This is a genomic window from Kitasatospora sp. NPDC048715, from assembly GCF_043198905.1.
Taxonomy (GTDB): Bacteria; Actinomycetota; Actinomycetes; order Streptomycetales; family Streptomycetaceae; genus Kitasatospora; species Kitasatospora lactacystinica.
Genome location: NZ_JBICVH010000014.1, coordinates 134,109 through 148,080 on the forward strand (window position 1 = coordinate 134,109; position 13,972 = coordinate 148,080).

Sequence of the window (13,972 nt, forward strand, 5' to 3'; positions counted from 1 at the left end):
GGGATCATCCTGGTCCGATGCCCATCGACATCCGCGAGGCCACCCCCGAGGACTGGCCCGCCATCTGGCCGTTCTTCCACGCCGTCGTCGCCGCCGGCGAGACCTTCCCCTACCCGCTGGACATGCCCTCCGAGCTGGGCCGCGAGTGGTGGATGCTCGCCGCCCCGAACCGCACGGTGGTCGCGGTGGACGAGGACGGACGGGTCCTCGGCACCGCCAACATGAACCGCAACCGCCCCGGCAACGGCTCGCACGTGGCCAGCGCCAGCTACATGGTCGACCCGGCCCGCCACGGCGAGGGGATCGGGCGGGCCCTGGTCGAGTACACCCTCGACTGGGCCCGCCGGGCCGGCTTCCGCGCCATGCAGTACAACGCGGTGGTCGCCAGCAACCACCACGCCGTGAAGCTCTACCGATCGCTCGGCTTCGAGATCGTCGGCACCGTCCCCGAGGCCTTCCTCCACCCGGTGGACGGATACGTCGGCCTGCACGTCATGCACCGGCCGCTGTAACCGCCCTACTCCTCGATCGCCCCGCCGACCCGCCGCAGGTGCTGCCGGAAGCTGTACGCCGGGTCCGCGGCGCGGCGCCGCAGGTACTCGTCGAAGGCGGTCTGCCGCCGCAGCGTGTCCCCGGCCGCGATCCGCCCGGCCTGCGCGCGCTCGGTCCGGGCGATCGCGCCGGCCGTCTCCAGCACCTCGCCGACCCGGTCGGCGGGCACGAACAGCACCCCGTCCGCGTCGGCGAACACCACGTCCTCGGCGCTCACCGGGTGCGGGCCGAACTTCGCCGTCAGCAGCGCCTCCGGCTCCCTGCCGTCCAGCCGCACCGGGCCGAGCGGCAGCGCCCCGTAACTGAAGACCGGCAGCCCGATCTCCAGCAGCTCGGGCGTGTCCCGGTGCAGCCCCCACACCACGATCCCGGCCACCCCGGCGGCCCGCGCCTCCAGCACCGCGAGGTCCCCGATGCAGGCCTCGTCGGTCCGCCCGCCGTTGTCGACCACCAGCACGTCCCCGTCCCGGGCCGCGCCGTACGCCTCCAGGAACACGTCCACGCTCCCGTAGTGCCGCACCGGCAGCACCCGCCCCGCCACCCGGGCCCCGGCCACCACCGCCCCCACTCCCACCGGCGCCACCCGCGGCTCCACCCCGAGCCGCACACAGGCGTCCGCCACCAACGGCGTGGACAGCTCCGCGAAAGCCTTCAGCATCGCCAACTCCTCTCACCGACAGCCCAGTTCACCAGCCCGGATCCTATGCCAGGCTTCAAACTCACACCATCGAGTGAAACTCCGCCGCCTACGGCACAGCCCGGTCGAGCCGCCAATAGCGTGACCACCCTCTGAAGGAGGGGCATCATGAGTGCTGTGGCGCATGAGCAACCGATCACGGGCTCCCCGACGCAGGCCGACATCCTGCTGGAGAGCTTCCTGAGCCTGCACTCCCCCGAAGGCTTCCGAGCCGAGCTCATCGAGGGAGAGATCATCGTGGCACCACCGCCGGACGGCGATCACGAGGACCACATCAATCACCTGCTCAAGCAGGTGATCCGCCTCTCCAGGACCGACATGAGCGTTTCGGGCGGCAAGGGCCTGCGCCTTGTGAGCGGCGGGCTCTGCCCGAAGAACCACGTCATCCCCGACGCCACGTTCGCTCCCGAGGAGCTCCGCCTCTTCCGCGGCGCGCCGTCCTGGATGGAACCGGACGGTGTCGCCATGGTCGCGGAGGCGACGTCCGCCAAACCCGATCAGGACCGGATCACCAAGCGGCACTGCTACGCGCGGGCCGGCATCCCGCTCTACCTGCTGATCGACCGCGAGAAGTCCCAGGTCAGCCTCTTCGGCAAACCGCATCGCGAGGAGTACACCGAGGCCCACCTCGCCGCCTTCGGTGAACCGCTCGCCATCCCCGCGCCGTTCGCATTCGACCTCGACACCAAGCCCTTCCTCTGACGCCGGGAACGCGGACGGCCCGCACCCCCCGTCAGGGGTGCGGGCCGTGGCCTGGGGCGCCGGGTCAGCCGCGGGTGGCCATGGCGCGCAGGAAGAAGGTCAGGTTGGCCGGGCGCTCCGCGAGGCGGCGCATGAAGTAGCCGTACCACTCCTGGCCGTACGGGAGGTACACGCGCATCGTGTTGCCCTCGCCGGCGAGGCGCAGCTGCTCCTCGGGGCGGATGCCGAACAGCATCTGGTACTCGAAGGAGTCCCGCTTGCGGCCGTTCCACTGGGCCAGCTGGCCGGCGATCTTGATCATGTTGGGGTCGTGCGAGGCGATCATCGGGTAGCCCTCGCCCGCCATCAGGACCTTCAGGGCGCGGACGTACGCGAGGTCGACCTCGTGCTTGCCCTGGAAGGCGACCGACTCGGGCTCCTTGTAGGCGCCCTTGCACAGGCGCACGCGGGAGCCCTCGCCCGAGAAGTCGCGGCAGTCGGCCTCGGTGCGGCGCAGGTAGGCCTGGAGCACGACGCCCAGCCAGGGGAAGTCCGCCCGCAGCTCGCGCGCGATGGCGAGGGTGGAGTCGGTGGTGGTGTGGTCCTCCATGTCGAGGGTCACCGTGGTGCCGGCGTCGGCGGCGGCCTCGCAGATGCGGCGGGCGTTCTCCAGCGCGATCTTCTCGCCGTCCACCGGGAGGAACTGGCCGACGGCCGACAGCTTGACCGACACCTCGGCGCCGGCCGCGAGGCCGGTGTCCTTGAGGGCCTTGAGCAGGTGCTCGTAGGCCTCGGCGGTGCCGGCGGCCTGGGCGGCGTCCTGGGTGTCCTCGCCGAGGTGGTCCAGGGTGACCTTGCGGCCGGTGGCGATCAGGTCGTCGGTGGCGGTGACGGCGTCGTCGAGGACGTCGCCGGCGACGAAGCGCTCGACTATCGCGTGGGTCGGCGGGAACTTCTCGACCACGGTGCGGACCTGCGGGGACCGGGAGGCCGCGAGAAGGGCGGAACGGAGCATCGTGACTCCTGGAGCTGGTGTTTCCAAGGGTGGCAGAAGGGCCGGGGCGGCGGGCATCCGGGGAGCCGCGCGCAGCGCGTCCCAAGAAGGGTGGCGGCGGGCGACGGGTGGGTGGGCCCCGCCGCCCCGGCGGGCGGCGCCCGGCTGCGGGACCGGGCGTCGCGGGTGACCGGTGGCTACTGGACGAGCCGTACGATCAGCGGCACGGGGCTGGTCAGCCCATGTGCGGGTAGCGGTAGTCCGTCGGCGGGACGAAGGTCTCCTTGACCGAGCGGGTGGAGGTCCAGCGCGCCAGGTTCTGCTTGGCGCCCGCCTTGTCGTTGGTGCCCGAGGCCCGGCCGCCGCCGAAGGGCTGCTGGCCGACGACGGCGCCGGTCGGCTTGTCGTTGATGTAGAAGTTGCCGGCCGCGAAGCGCAGCTTGTGCATCGCGTCCTGGGCCGCGGCGCGGTCCTGGGAGATGATCGAGCCGGTCAGGCCGTACGGGGACACCGACTCCATCTGGGCCAGCATCTCCTCGTACTTCTCGTCCTCGTAGACGTGCACGGCCAGGATCGGGCCGAAGTACTCGTCCTTGAAGTACTCGCTCGCCGGGTCCTGGCAGACCAGGACGGTCGGGCGCACGAAGTAGCCCACCGAGTCGTCGTAGCTGCCGCCGGCGAGGACCTCGACCTGCGGGTCGGCCTGGGCGCGGTCGATGGCCGCCTTGTTCTTGGCGAAGGAGCGGTCGTCGATGACGGCCGACATGAAGTTGCTCAGGTCGCTGACGTCGCCCATGGTGAGGCCCTCGACCTCGGCGGCGAACTCGTCCTTGAGGCCGGCCCAGATCGACGCCGGGACGTAGGCCCGCGACAGCGCCGAGCACTTCTGGCCCTGGAACTCGAAGGCGCCGCGGGTCATCGCGGTCTTCAGGACCTTCGGGTCGGCGGACGGGTGGGCGACCAGGAAGTCCTTGCCGCCGGTCTCGCCGACGATCCGCGGGTAGGTGCGGTAGCCGGCGATGTTGTTGCCGACCTCGCGCCACAGGTGCTGGAAGGTGGCGGTGGAGCCGGTGAAGTGGATGCCGGCCAGCGCCGGGTGCTTGAGCGCGACCTCGGAGACGGCCAGGCCGTCGCCGGTGACCATGTTGATGACGCCCTTGGGCAGGCCGGCCTCCTCCAGCAGCTGCATCAGCAGGTGCGCGGAGAACTGCTGGGTCGGGGAGGGCTTCCACAGCACCACGTTGCCCATCAGCGCGGGCGCGGTCGGCAGGTTGCCGGCGATCGCGGTGAAGTTGAACGGGGTGATCGCGTAGACGAAGCCCTCCAGCGGGCGGTGGTCGCTGCGGTTCCACACGCCGTCCGAGGAGATCGGCTGCTCGGCCAGGATCTGGCGGGCGAAGTGCACGTTGAAGCGCAGGAAGTCGACCAGCTCGCAGGGGGTGTCGATCTCGGCCTGCTGGGCGGTCTTGGACTGGCCGAGCATGGTGGCGGCGGCCAGGGTCTCGCGCCAGGGGCCGGCCAGCAGGTCGGCGGCCCTGAGGAAGATCGCGGCGCGCGAGTCGAAGGAGAGCGCCTGCCAGGCCGGGGCAGCGGCCAGGGCAGTGTCGATGGCGTCCTGCGCGTCGGCCTGGGTGGCGTTGCGCAGGGTGCCGAGCCGAGCCGCGTGGTTGTGCGGCTGGACGACGTGGATCTCGGTGCCGCCGCCCATCCGGCGCTCACCGTTGATCGTCATGGTCAGCTGGACCGGCTCCTGGCCGCCCAGCTCCTTCAGCTTGGCCTCCAGGCGAGCCCGTTCCGGGCTCCCGGGGGCGTAGCTGTGGACCGGCTCGTTCACCGGCGCGGGGACCTGGGTCACAGCGTCCATAGAGCGCACGCTCTCCTTCGTTCAGTGCGGGGGGACTGCCGGCGCGGGTTGCACGCCGACCACAGCACGAACGCTATTCCTGGCCACCGGGCCACTTGATTGGCCGCGCGGCTAAATTCCCCCGTACGGCGTTGTCCGGCCCGACGAACCTGGTCACGCCGCGGTCACGAATCGTCCCCTCCTACCCCATGGTTCACACCTCCGTGCACCACCGGCTCACGCTCCTGGCCCCGGCCACCGGCTCGCGCTCCGGCGCTCGGACTCCGAACAGCGCTCGGCCTCCGAACCGTGCGCGGACGGCGCACGCGGTGCGCCGGCGGGGTCACGGACGGCCTTCCGCCCGACGACAGCCCCGAACTCTGTCCGCCCGGCTAAAATCGACCGCGAAACGTTGTCCGGGCGGATGAAGGAGGACCGGCGTGACCACCTCCGGCCTGCCGCTCCGTCAACTCCTGATGTCCCTCGGCGAACCGCTGGTCGAACTGCAGGCCGCCCCGCAGGGCCTGGACGTCGCGGTGCGCGACGTCGCCATCCTCGACCCGGAGGACCCGCCGACCGCCGCCCCCGGCGAGCTCGTCCTCGCGATCGGCGCCCGCGGCCGCGCCGCCCTGCCCGCCCTGCGCGCGGCCGGCCGGGCCGGGGCCGCCGCCGTCGCGGTCAAGCTGGACGGCCCCGGCCAGGCCGACGCGCTGCGCGAGGCCGCCACCGACGCGGGCGTCGCCCTGCTCTCGGTGCGCCGCGAGACCCGCTGGGAGCACCTCGACTCGCTCGCCCGGGCGATCATCGCCGGCCCGGACGCCCCGGACGCCCCCGGCTCCCCCGAACCCAACGCCGGCGACCTCTTCTCCCTCGCCCAGACCGTCGCCGTGCTCACCAACGGCATCGTCTCGATCGAGGACACCTCCAGCCGGGTGCTGGCCTACTCCCGCTCCTCCGACTCCGACGAGGTCGACGACCTGCGCCGGCTGTCCATCCTCGGCTGGCAGGGCCCGGAGCCGTACCTCTCCAAGCTCCGCGAGTGGGGCATCTTCCAGCACCTGCGCAGCTCGGACGCCCCGATCGCGGTCGAGCCGCACCCCGAGCTGGGCCTGCGCCGCCGCCTGGCGGTCGGCATCCGGGCCGGGGCGCAGCCGCTCGGCACCATCTGGGTGCAGGAGGGCGCCCAGCCGCTGGCCCCGCTGGCCGAGCAGTCCCTGGTCGGCGCCGCCCGGGTCGCGGCCGCCCAGCTGGTGCGCCGCCGTCGGGAGCTGTCCGCCGACGTCCGGCTCACCCAGACCCTGCTCACCGGCCTGTTGGAGGGCTCCACCGGCCCCCAGTCGCTCGCCACCCACCTCGGCCTGGACCTGCGCCGCCCGGCCACCGTGCTGGCCTACAGCGCGCGCACCACGGACGCGCTGCACCGCTCCGACGTCACCGGCCTGATCTCGGTGCACACCGCGGCCCGGCACCGCACCGCGCTGCTCGCCCCGATCGAGTCCCGGGTGTACGTGCTGCTCCCCGAGCTGCCGCCCGGCCTGCCGATGACCACCGTGCGCGACTGGGCCTCCGAGGTGGTGACGGCCGCCCGCGAGCACCTGGGCGTCCCGCTGCGCGCCGCGATCGGCTCGACCGTCGACGGCCTGGCCCAAGTGCCCGACTCCCGCGCGCAGGCGGACCGGATCCTGGACGCGATGGGCCGCGGCGGGGTGGACCTCGACGTCGCGGCGCTGATCGACGTCCAGGCGGAGGTGCTGGTCAGCGAGATGCTGGCGCTGCTCCAGGAACGCTCCGGCCTGCGCGACCCGCGGCTGACCGCACTCGCCGCGTACGACCGCCGGCACGGCACCCGGCTCGCCGAGTCGGTGCTGGCCTGGCTGGACGCGCTCGGCGAGGTCCGGGTGGCCGCGGACGCCCTGCACATCCACCCCAACACCCTGCGCTACCGGGTCCGCCGGGCCGAGCAGCTGACCGGCATCGACCTCGCCCAGCCGCAGCAGCGCCTGCTGGCCATGCTGCAACTGCGACTGCCCGCGGACGAGTGGTCCGCGGGCAGCCCTTCACGCTCGGAGGGTCACTCGCCGTAGCCCTGGCCGCGCTTGTGCTCGTTCAGCCGGCGCCACGGGCCGCTGATGGCCAGCTGGATGCCCGGGGTCTGGATGTTGGCGAAGAGGGTCTTGCCGTCGTCCGAGAAGGTCACCCCGGTGAACTCGCTGAACTCGGGCTTCTCGGCGGTGCCGATGTTCAGCTCGTTGCGGGCGATCGGGAAGACCAGGCCCTCCTCGGTGGCGCCGAACAGGTGCGAGACGCCCTCGCCGTCCTCGCAGATCACGATGCCGCCGTACGGCGAGACGGTGATGTTGTCCGGGCCGTCGAAGTTGTCGTGGTCGCCCCAGACGTCGGTGTTGACGCCCAGCAGGACCTTCAGGGTGATGGTGCGGCGGGCCGGGTTGTAGAACCAGACCTGGCCGTCGTGCTGGAGCGGGCTCTCCGAGCGGGCGAAGCTGGAGACGAAGTAGAAGCCGCCGTCACCCCACCACATGCCCTCCAGCTTCCGGGCGCGGGTGACCTCGCCGTCCTTGAACTGCTTGCGCACCGAGACGGTCTTGGCGTCGCGGTCCGCGACCTTGACCCAGTCCACGCCGTAGGTGGTGCCGACCGCGGTGGCGCGGGAGAGGTCGTCGATGAACTTGCCCTGCGCGTCGAAGACCTTGAAGGCCTCCAGCACGCCGGCGTCGGCGGCCAGCCGGCGCAGCTTGTAGCGGCCGTGCTTGAAGCCGGCCGGCGGGGTCCAGCGGAACAGCAGGCCGTTCGGGTTCGAGGCGTCCTCGGTCAGGTAGACCTGGCCGCGCTTGGGGTCCACCACGACGGCCTCGTGGGCGTAGCGGCCGAAGGCCTTGACCGGCTGCGGGTCGCGGTTGTAGTCGTCGTCGAACGGGTCGACCTCGAAGATGTAGCCGTGGTCCTTGGTGAAGCCGTTCTTGCCGGCCTTGTCCTCGGTCTCCTCGCCGGACAGCCAGGTGCCCCACGGGGTCACGCCGCCGGCGCAGTTGGTGGCGGTGCCCGCGATGCCGACCCACTGCTCGACCGAGCCGTCCCGCTTGGCGTGCACGATGGTGCAGCCGCCGGCCGCGCCCGGGTCGTAGACGTGGCCCTCGGTCAGCGGCACCGGGTGCGGCCAGTTGGCGCGGGCGCCGGCCAGCTCGTGGTTGACGACCATGTAGTTGCCGCCGCGCTCGTCCTCGAAGGCGGAGGTGCCGTCGTGGTTGCTCGGGGTGAACTCGCCGGTGCGCAGCTTGGTGACGCCGGCCCGGTTGAGGACCTTGTACGAGAAGCCCTTCGGCAGGGACAGCAGGCCGCCCGGGTCCTGGACCAGCGGGCCGTAGCCGACGGCGGTGCCGGCGGCCGAGTTGGTCCCGGCGGCCGCGGCGACCGGGGCCTCGCCGCCGACCGGGGCGGCGATCGCGCCCGGGGCGCTGGCCAGCGCCTCGGCGCTGCCGGCGATCAGCACGCCGGCCCCGACGAGGGTGGAACGGTTGACGAAGTCCCGGCGGGACAGCGACATGGCAGCAACTCCTGAGGATGAGCGGGGGCGTCGGTGCGGGATGCCGACGCCCAGCAGGCTCCGCCGGACGGGTGAACCCGGCATGACGTCCACCTCACGCCCAGGCGGCCATTTGCCGACCGATGACCTTCACATGACCTCGGCTTTACGCCGGCCCCCTCCGGAGGGGCGCTCCGTCGGACGCCGCGCGGGCCGACAGCCCGTCAGTGCCGCGCCGCCCGCCACTGCTCCCAGGCCGCCAGCCACAGCTGCTCGGACAGCCGCTGCTCCTCCCACACGCCCGCCCCGCCGCCGCCCGGCCGCTCCCGCCACAGCTGCGCCCAGGCCCGCTGCGCCGGCAGGCTCGCCACCTCGCTCGCGAACACCGTGTACCGGACCACCTCCTCGACGGCCGCCTCGCCCTCCGCCGTGCCGACCAGCCAGTGCGTCTGCTGGGACAGCCGGTTGAGGTGGTTCACCATCGAGGTCACCGCCGCCGCGGCCTCCTCCCGGGTCTCGGTGGCCAGCCGCATCTGCTGGCGCACCGCCGTCTCCCAGCGCACCGCGCCGACGTCCCCGCGCAGCCCGCGCGGCAGCCGCGGCGTGCGCCCGACCCGCACCTGCGCCTCGATCGCGGCGGACTCGGCGACGGTCTGCGCGATCAGCGCCCGGTGCGCCTCCATCCCGACGGCGGGCGGCAGTTCGCGCTCCTCGACCGGCACGTGGCGGGCCCGCCGGGCGGCCAGGTCGCGCAGCAGTCCGGTGCGTCCGCGCAGGCAGCGCTCGAAGTCGCCGATCGCGCCGAGCTCCACCGCGCCGGGGGCCACCCCGCGCCCGCAGACCGTCACGGTCAGCCCGCCGACCCGCAGTCGCCCGGCCCACACCGCCTCCGGCCCGGACGCCGCCGGGGCGCCGGGCTCCGGCACCGGCCGGTCCTCGTGCACCTCCACCGCGCAGGGCTCGCCGTCCACCGTGATCCAGGCGCGCAACGCCCGTACCCGGCCCGGCCCGTCGCCCTCGTCGATGCCCAACTGCTCGTAGACGCGGTCCCGTTCGTCCTCGACCAGGTCCTCCAGCTCGGGCAGCCGCTCGCCCCGGTCGGCGCCCGGCCGGTAGGTGCGCACGGTGACGTACGGGCCGGCCGCCGAGCGCCAGTCACCGCACTGGACCTCGACCCAGCGCAGCTCGCCGCCGGAGGTCTCGAAGGCGGCCAGCGCCTCACCGTCCAGCGCCTCACCGTCGGCCCCGTCACCGGCCGCCCCGTCACCGGCCGCCGCGTCACCGGTCCGCACGTCCCCGGCCACCGTTCGACCGGCGATCACGCCGTACACCGGGAAGTCGGCCGCCGCCAGGGTCCGGCGGGAGAACGCCTCCTGATCGGCGAACGGGTCGACGGGCCGGCCGGCGGTCCGGTCCACGGGCGGTTCGGCCGCCCGGCCCGACGGCCGGTCGGCGGGCTGCTCCGCGGTCCGGTCCGCGCCGCGCTCCGCGGGCCGACCGGCGAAACGGTCCTCCCGGACCGGCCGGTCCGGAGCCGGGACGGACCCCGAGGGCCCGGTGTTCCGCTTCTGGTGCCTGCCGCCGTTCTCCCGCATCATCCTGTGCCGCACCCCCGATTCCTCGCACCCGCGCCGCTGACGCCACCTTACGTGCCCGCAGCTGCCGGGTCATCAGCTCCGCCTCCGGACGGGGGTGGTGGCCGTGTCAGGACGCCCGTTGTCAGCGGCCCTCCCTAACCTGGCGGCATGACAGCACAGAACGAGGCAGCACAGAACGGGGCGGCGCACGACGGCGCCGCCCAGGACCGGACCCAGCAGGGCGCCTTCCCCGCCCGGATCAGCATCGTCACCCTCGGGGTGACCGACCTCGACCGCAGCGCCCGCTTCTACGAGGCGCTCGGCTGGAAGCGCTCCGCCGCCTCCAGCCCGGAGATCGTCTGGTTCCGCACCGCCGACTCGGCGCTCGGGCTCTTCCCCACCGAGGAGCTGGCCGCCGACGCGGGCCTGCCCCCCGCCGGCGAGCCCTCCTTCCGCGGCGTCACCCTCGCGGTGAACCTGGAGTCCCCCGCCCTGGTGGACGCCGCGCTGCGGACGGCGGTGGAGGCCGGCGCCGTGGTGGTCAAGCCGCCGGTCCCGACCGACTGGGGCGGCTACTCCGGCTACTTCGAGGACCCGGACGGCCACCTCTGGGAGCTGGCCCACAACCCGTTCTTCCCCTTCACCGAGGACGGCTCGCTGGACCTTCCGTGACCCGGGCCCGGCTCGGCGCACTCCGTGAAGGGCGGGAGGATCAGCTCCTGGAGCGCGCCTTGAAGGCGGCCTTGCGCGCCTCCTTGGCCAGCGCCCGGTCCGGGTGCAGCTCCCCGATCGCCTCCAGGACGTCCGCCGTGTACGGGTGGTCGACCCGCCACAGCTCGCCGAACCACCCGGCCGGATCGCCGTTCACCGGCAGGTCGGTGATCAGTTCGCGGAGCAGCTCGGCGTCCCCGCCGTTGTCCAGCAGCTGGGCGGCGAAGGTGTCGACCACCGTCCACAGGGCCATCGCCCGGTCCGGCACCGGCACGTCCGTCGCGCCCTGCGCGGCCAGCCAGGCCCGCGCCGCGCCACCCAGCTCCGGGTCGTCCACGGCCTCCCGGACGGCCGGCTCCGCGTCCGGCCCGAGCAGGTTGAGCGCCGAGACGCAGAGCATCCGGCGCAGCGGGCCGTAGCCGTCGGTGCCGCGCGCCGCCGCGAGCAGCTCGCGCGCCGCCGCCACCGGCTCCCGGTCGGCGGTCCACACCCGCAGCTCCTCCTCCGGCAGCACGTTGGCGGACTCGCACACCCCGCGCAGCAGCTCGGCCGCGTTCCCCCGGGCCAGGTCGCCGACCAGCGGGGCGTCGTAGCCGTCCTCCAGCAGCCACTGGCGGATGCCGTACTGGCCGAGCGGGGTGAGCCGGACCAGCCCGAAGCGGGCCGACTCCTCCTCGTCCAGCGGCTCCTCGCCGACCACGGCGGACTCCTCGCCGTCCTCCTCGTCGAACAGCTCGGGGTCGATCGGGCGGTAGTCCAGCAGGCCGAGCTCGGCGAGGTCGCCCAGCATCGGGTCCAGCGCGACCATCACGTCCGTGATGTCGCCGAGCAGCTCCTCGCTGGGCTCCTCGCCCTCCGGGACGACCAGCAGCGCGGCCAGCACGCCCAGCGGCACGGTCTCGTTGCCCGGCTCGGCAAAGGCGGTGGTCTCGTAGAGCACCTGCAGGGCCTCGTCCAGCAGCTCGGCGGCCTCGTCGCGGGCCTCCTCGACCTCGGAGAGCCCGTCCTCGTCCTCCTCCTCGTCCGCGCCGTCCCCGGCCGGTTCCGCCGCGCCCTCGGCCCCCTCCGGGACGGAGTCCGCCTCGACGGCCAGCTCCCGGACGATCCCGGCGGCGGTCAGCCACAGCTCCAGGACGGTCTCCGGGTCGCCCTGCTCGGCGGGTTCCAGGTCCGGGCCCGGGACGGCGACGTGCTCGCCGTCCGCGGTCGTGCCGAGCTCCACCAGGTCCAGGTCGCAGGCCAGCGACCAGGCCCGCAGCGCCTCGACCTCGGCCTCCTCGGGCACCTCGCCCTCGGCCGGGGCCAGGCCCAGCAGCCGGGCCGCGGGTGCCCGGTCCGCCTCGACCAGGTCGCCGAACTCGTCCACTTCCCGGTGCGGGGCGGCCCAGCGGGCCAGCGCCAGCGCGTACCCGAACATCGGTACGGCCTTCGCCTGCTCGGCCAGCTCCCGCTCGGCGGGCAGCTTCACCGGCGGGACCAGGACGGCCGCGTCGTCCAGGTCCTCGTCGTCCAGCCCGTGCGCGGCGAACGCCCCGTAGAGGTCCTGGAGCTCCAGGTCCGCGGGCAGCACCGCCTCGGCCGCGCCCTCCCCCGCCGAAGCCCCGGTGTTCTTGCGACGTCGTCCGGCCATCGTTGTGCGCTCTCCCTCAGCCAGCGGTCAGCCCAACAGCGCCGCGTACCGATCCATCACCTCAGCGTATAGGCCGGGCACCCCCGATGCCCGGCCGTACGGGGCGCACCCAGGGGCGCGCGCCATGGACGTGCGCCCACCCCTTATCCTTCGGTCTGGTAGCGCGCACACCCCGCGCCTGCCACCGGGGCAACGAAGCCCAACCGCCCTCCGCCCGACCCCGGGCCGGAGGGGCCCTCTTCAGCTCACCTCGCCCCACCAGGGAGCCCGTACCCGCGGCCACCACCACAGCGCCTCCGGACGGGCGCGCCGGCACAACCCCGCCGACCCCGGTGGTGCCCGGCCACAGGAGACCCCTGCCATGGCGGACCTCTCCCCCGCCGGCTCCGGCCTGCGCACCGCGCAGCTCGACGGACGCCGACTGTCGGAGGCCCTGCTTCCCCTGGAGCTCGCGCCGCGCGCCCAGCTCCAGCTCGCCGCGATCAGCCGCTGGAACGCGCTGCGCGGCGTCCGCGTCGGCCTGGTGGCCGCCGCCCTGCTGCTGATGCTGATCGGCGCCAACCTCGCGACGCCGATCTACTCGCTCCTCCAGCAGCGGCTGCACCTCACCGCGCTCGACACCACCGTCCTGTTCGCGATCTACGTACTGGCGCTGGTCCCGGTGCTGGCCGTGGTCGGCCACTGGTCCGACCACCTCGGCCGACGCGCCCTGATCCTGCCCGCCGTCGCACTGGCCGCCGCCGGCGACGTCGTGTTCGCCACCTCCGGCAGCTTCTGGCAGCTCGCCGCCGGCCGAGCCGTCCAGGGCATCGCCGTCGGCCTGTCCACCGGCGCCGCCGGGGCCGCCCTCGGCGACCTGCTGCCCGACCGGCCGACCCAGGCCGCCAAGATCACCCTGGCCTGCTCGGCGGGCGGCGTCGCGCTCGGCCCGGTGGTCGGCGCCCTGCTGGCCGGCGGCTCCGACCCGCTGCTCACCCCGTTCCTGCTGCACGCCGTCGCCCTGCTGGCGCTCTGCGTGCCGCTGGCCCTCCTCCACCCCCGGATGCCCGGCCGCAGCCGCCCGCCGGCCTCCCCGCCCCGCATCACCACCCCGGCCCACCTGCGCCCGCAGCGCCTGCGGCTGCCGCGCACCGGGCGCCGCGAGTTCCTGCTCGCCGCCACCGCCGGCTTCATCTCCTACGCGGTGTTCGGCGTCTACCTCAGCCTGGCCCCGGCCTTCGCCGCCCAGCTGCTGCACACCGACTCCAAGCTGGTCGGCGCGATCGTGGCGGCCCTCCTGCTCGGCTCCTCGGCCGCCACCCAGCTGCTCGTCCCGCCGACCTCGGACCGCGTGGTGACCGCCCTCGGCATGGCCGGCCTGGCCGCCGGCCTCGGCCTGGTCGTCGCCGCCCAGTACACCGGCACGCCGGCGCTGCTCTTCATCGGCAGCGTCCTCGGCGGAATCTCCCAGGGCGTGGCCTTCCGCTCCCTGTTCACCGCCGCCGTCGGTGCGATGAACCCGGAACGCCGCGGCTCCGAGCTGAGCACCCTCTGGGTCATCGTCTACCTCGGCAGCTCCGCCCCCATCATCGCCCTCGGCGCCCTCGTCCAGACCTACGGCCTCCTCCCCTCCGTCAGCGGCTTCGCCGCCCTCGCCGCCCTCGCCTGCACCGGCCTGGCGATGGCCGTCGCCCGCAAACCCAGGCCCACGGCCTGACCCCACGAGAAAAGCCGCTGCCCGGGACTTCCGAAGAAGTCCCGGGCAGC

At 73.9% G+C, this 13,972-nt stretch carries 11 protein-coding genes; 5 read left to right on the forward strand and 6 right to left on the reverse strand.

Annotation, left to right across the window (positions count from 1 at the left end):
• The first annotated feature begins 23 nt into the window (after window positions 1–23).
• Entirely contained in the window at window positions 24–512 is a 489-nt protein-coding gene (locus tag ACGFSC_RS25550; protein ID WP_359905452.1) for a GNAT family N-acetyltransferase, read from the forward strand.
• 5 nt (window positions 513–517) lie between these two features.
• On the opposite strand, the gene ACGFSC_RS25555 is transcribed toward ACGFSC_RS25550, so the two are convergent.
• Window positions 518–1,210 carry an RraA family protein gene (locus ACGFSC_RS25555; protein ID WP_359905375.1) on the reverse strand — a complete coding sequence of 231 codons (693 nt, stop codon included), beginning with the start codon at window positions 1,208–1,210 and terminating at the stop codon, window positions 518–520.
• Between the two features lie 147 nt (window positions 1,211–1,357).
• Between ACGFSC_RS25555 and ACGFSC_RS25560 the strand changes: the two genes are divergently transcribed.
• Window positions 1,358–1,951 (forward strand): Uma2 family endonuclease, encoded by a 594-nt coding sequence (locus tag ACGFSC_RS25560; RefSeq protein ID WP_359905373.1) that lies wholly within the window; start codon window positions 1,358–1,360, stop codon window positions 1,949–1,951.
• Window positions 1,952–2,015: 64 nt separating this feature from the next.
• Here the strand turns inward: ACGFSC_RS25560 and ACGFSC_RS25565 are convergent, their stop codons facing one another.
• Both ACGFSC_RS25565 and pruA read right to left on the reverse strand, forming a co-directional pair.
• The gene (locus tag ACGFSC_RS25565) at window positions 2,016–2,945 is read right to left on the reverse strand and encodes a proline dehydrogenase family protein (protein WP_359905370.1); all 930 of its coding nucleotides are present in this window, start codon (window positions 2,943–2,945) and stop codon (window positions 2,016–2,018) included.
• Window positions 2,946–3,159: 214 nt separating this feature from the next.
• Window positions 3,160–4,788 carry an L-glutamate gamma-semialdehyde dehydrogenase gene (gene pruA / locus ACGFSC_RS25570; RefSeq protein WP_359905367.1) on the reverse strand — a complete coding sequence of 543 codons (1,629 nt, stop codon included), beginning with the start codon at window positions 4,786–4,788 and terminating at the stop codon, window positions 3,160–3,162.
• Window positions 4,789–5,207: 419 nt separating this feature from the next.
• On the opposite strand from pruA, the gene ACGFSC_RS25575 reads away from it, so the two are divergent.
• Window positions 5,208–6,851 (forward strand): helix-turn-helix domain-containing protein, encoded by a 1,644-nt coding sequence (locus ACGFSC_RS25575; RefSeq protein ID WP_359905364.1) that lies wholly within the window; start codon window positions 5,208–5,210, stop codon window positions 6,849–6,851.
• On the opposite strand, the gene ACGFSC_RS25580 is transcribed toward ACGFSC_RS25575, so the two are convergent.
• On the reverse strand, window positions 6,839–8,329 hold the full coding sequence (locus tag ACGFSC_RS25580) for an alkaline phosphatase PhoX (RefSeq protein ID WP_359905361.1): 1,491 nt from the start codon (window positions 8,327–8,329) through the stop codon (window positions 6,839–6,841). The genes ACGFSC_RS25575 and ACGFSC_RS25580 overlap by 13 nt on opposite strands.
• A 203-nt stretch (window positions 8,330–8,532) precedes the next feature.
• Window positions 8,533–9,918: a hypothetical protein gene (locus tag ACGFSC_RS25585; protein WP_359905358.1), complete on the reverse strand. Its 1,386-nt coding sequence runs from the start codon at window positions 9,916–9,918 to the stop codon at window positions 8,533–8,535.
• Between the two features lie 135 nt (window positions 9,919–10,053).
• Between ACGFSC_RS25585 and ACGFSC_RS25590 the strand changes: the two genes are divergently transcribed.
• Entirely contained in the window at window positions 10,054–10,557 is a 504-nt protein-coding gene (locus ACGFSC_RS25590; protein ID WP_359905355.1) for a VOC family protein, read from the forward strand.
• Window positions 10,558–10,597: 40 nt separating this feature from the next.
• Here the strand turns inward: ACGFSC_RS25590 and ACGFSC_RS25595 are convergent, their stop codons facing one another.
• Complete coding sequence (locus ACGFSC_RS25595; protein ID WP_359905352.1) at window positions 10,598–12,226, reverse strand: hypothetical protein; 1,629 nt, start codon at window positions 12,224–12,226, stop codon at window positions 10,598–10,600.
• Between the two features lie 361 nt (window positions 12,227–12,587).
• Between ACGFSC_RS25595 and ACGFSC_RS25600 the strand changes: the two genes are divergently transcribed.
• The gene (locus ACGFSC_RS25600; RefSeq protein WP_359905349.1) at window positions 12,588–13,922 is read left to right on the forward strand and encodes an MFS transporter; all 1,335 of its coding nucleotides are present in this window, start codon (window positions 12,588–12,590) and stop codon (window positions 13,920–13,922) included.
• The last annotated feature ends 50 nt before the right edge of the window (window positions 13,923–13,972 follow it).

Bases quoted from the DNA above. Each gene is read 5' to 3' on its own strand.
- pruA (WP_359905367.1), bottom strand. From the start codon at position 4,788: ATGGACGCTGTGACCCAGGTCCCCGCGCCGGTGAACGAGCCGGTCCAC.
- ACGFSC_RS25565 (WP_359905370.1), bottom strand. From the start codon at position 2,945: ATGCTCCGTTCCGCCCTTCTCGCGGCCTCCCGGTCCCCGCAGGTCCGC.
- ACGFSC_RS25595 (WP_359905352.1), bottom strand. From the start codon at position 12,226: ATGGCCGGACGACGTCGCAAGAACACCGGGGCTTCGGCGGGGGAGGGC.
- ACGFSC_RS25560 (WP_359905373.1), top strand. From the start codon at position 1,358: ATGAGTGCTGTGGCGCATGAGCAACCGATCACGGGCTCCCCGACGCAG.
- ACGFSC_RS25580 (WP_359905361.1), bottom strand. From the start codon at position 8,329: ATGTCGCTGTCCCGCCGGGACTTCGTCAACCGTTCCACCCTCGTCGGG.
- ACGFSC_RS25590 (WP_359905355.1), top strand. From the start codon at position 10,054: ATGACAGCACAGAACGAGGCAGCACAGAACGGGGCGGCGCACGACGGC.
- ACGFSC_RS25600 (WP_359905349.1), top strand. From the start codon at position 12,588: ATGGCGGACCTCTCCCCCGCCGGCTCCGGCCTGCGCACCGCGCAGCTC.
- ACGFSC_RS25555 (WP_359905375.1), bottom strand. From the start codon at position 1,210: ATGCTGAAGGCTTTCGCGGAGCTGTCCACGCCGTTGGTGGCGGACGCC.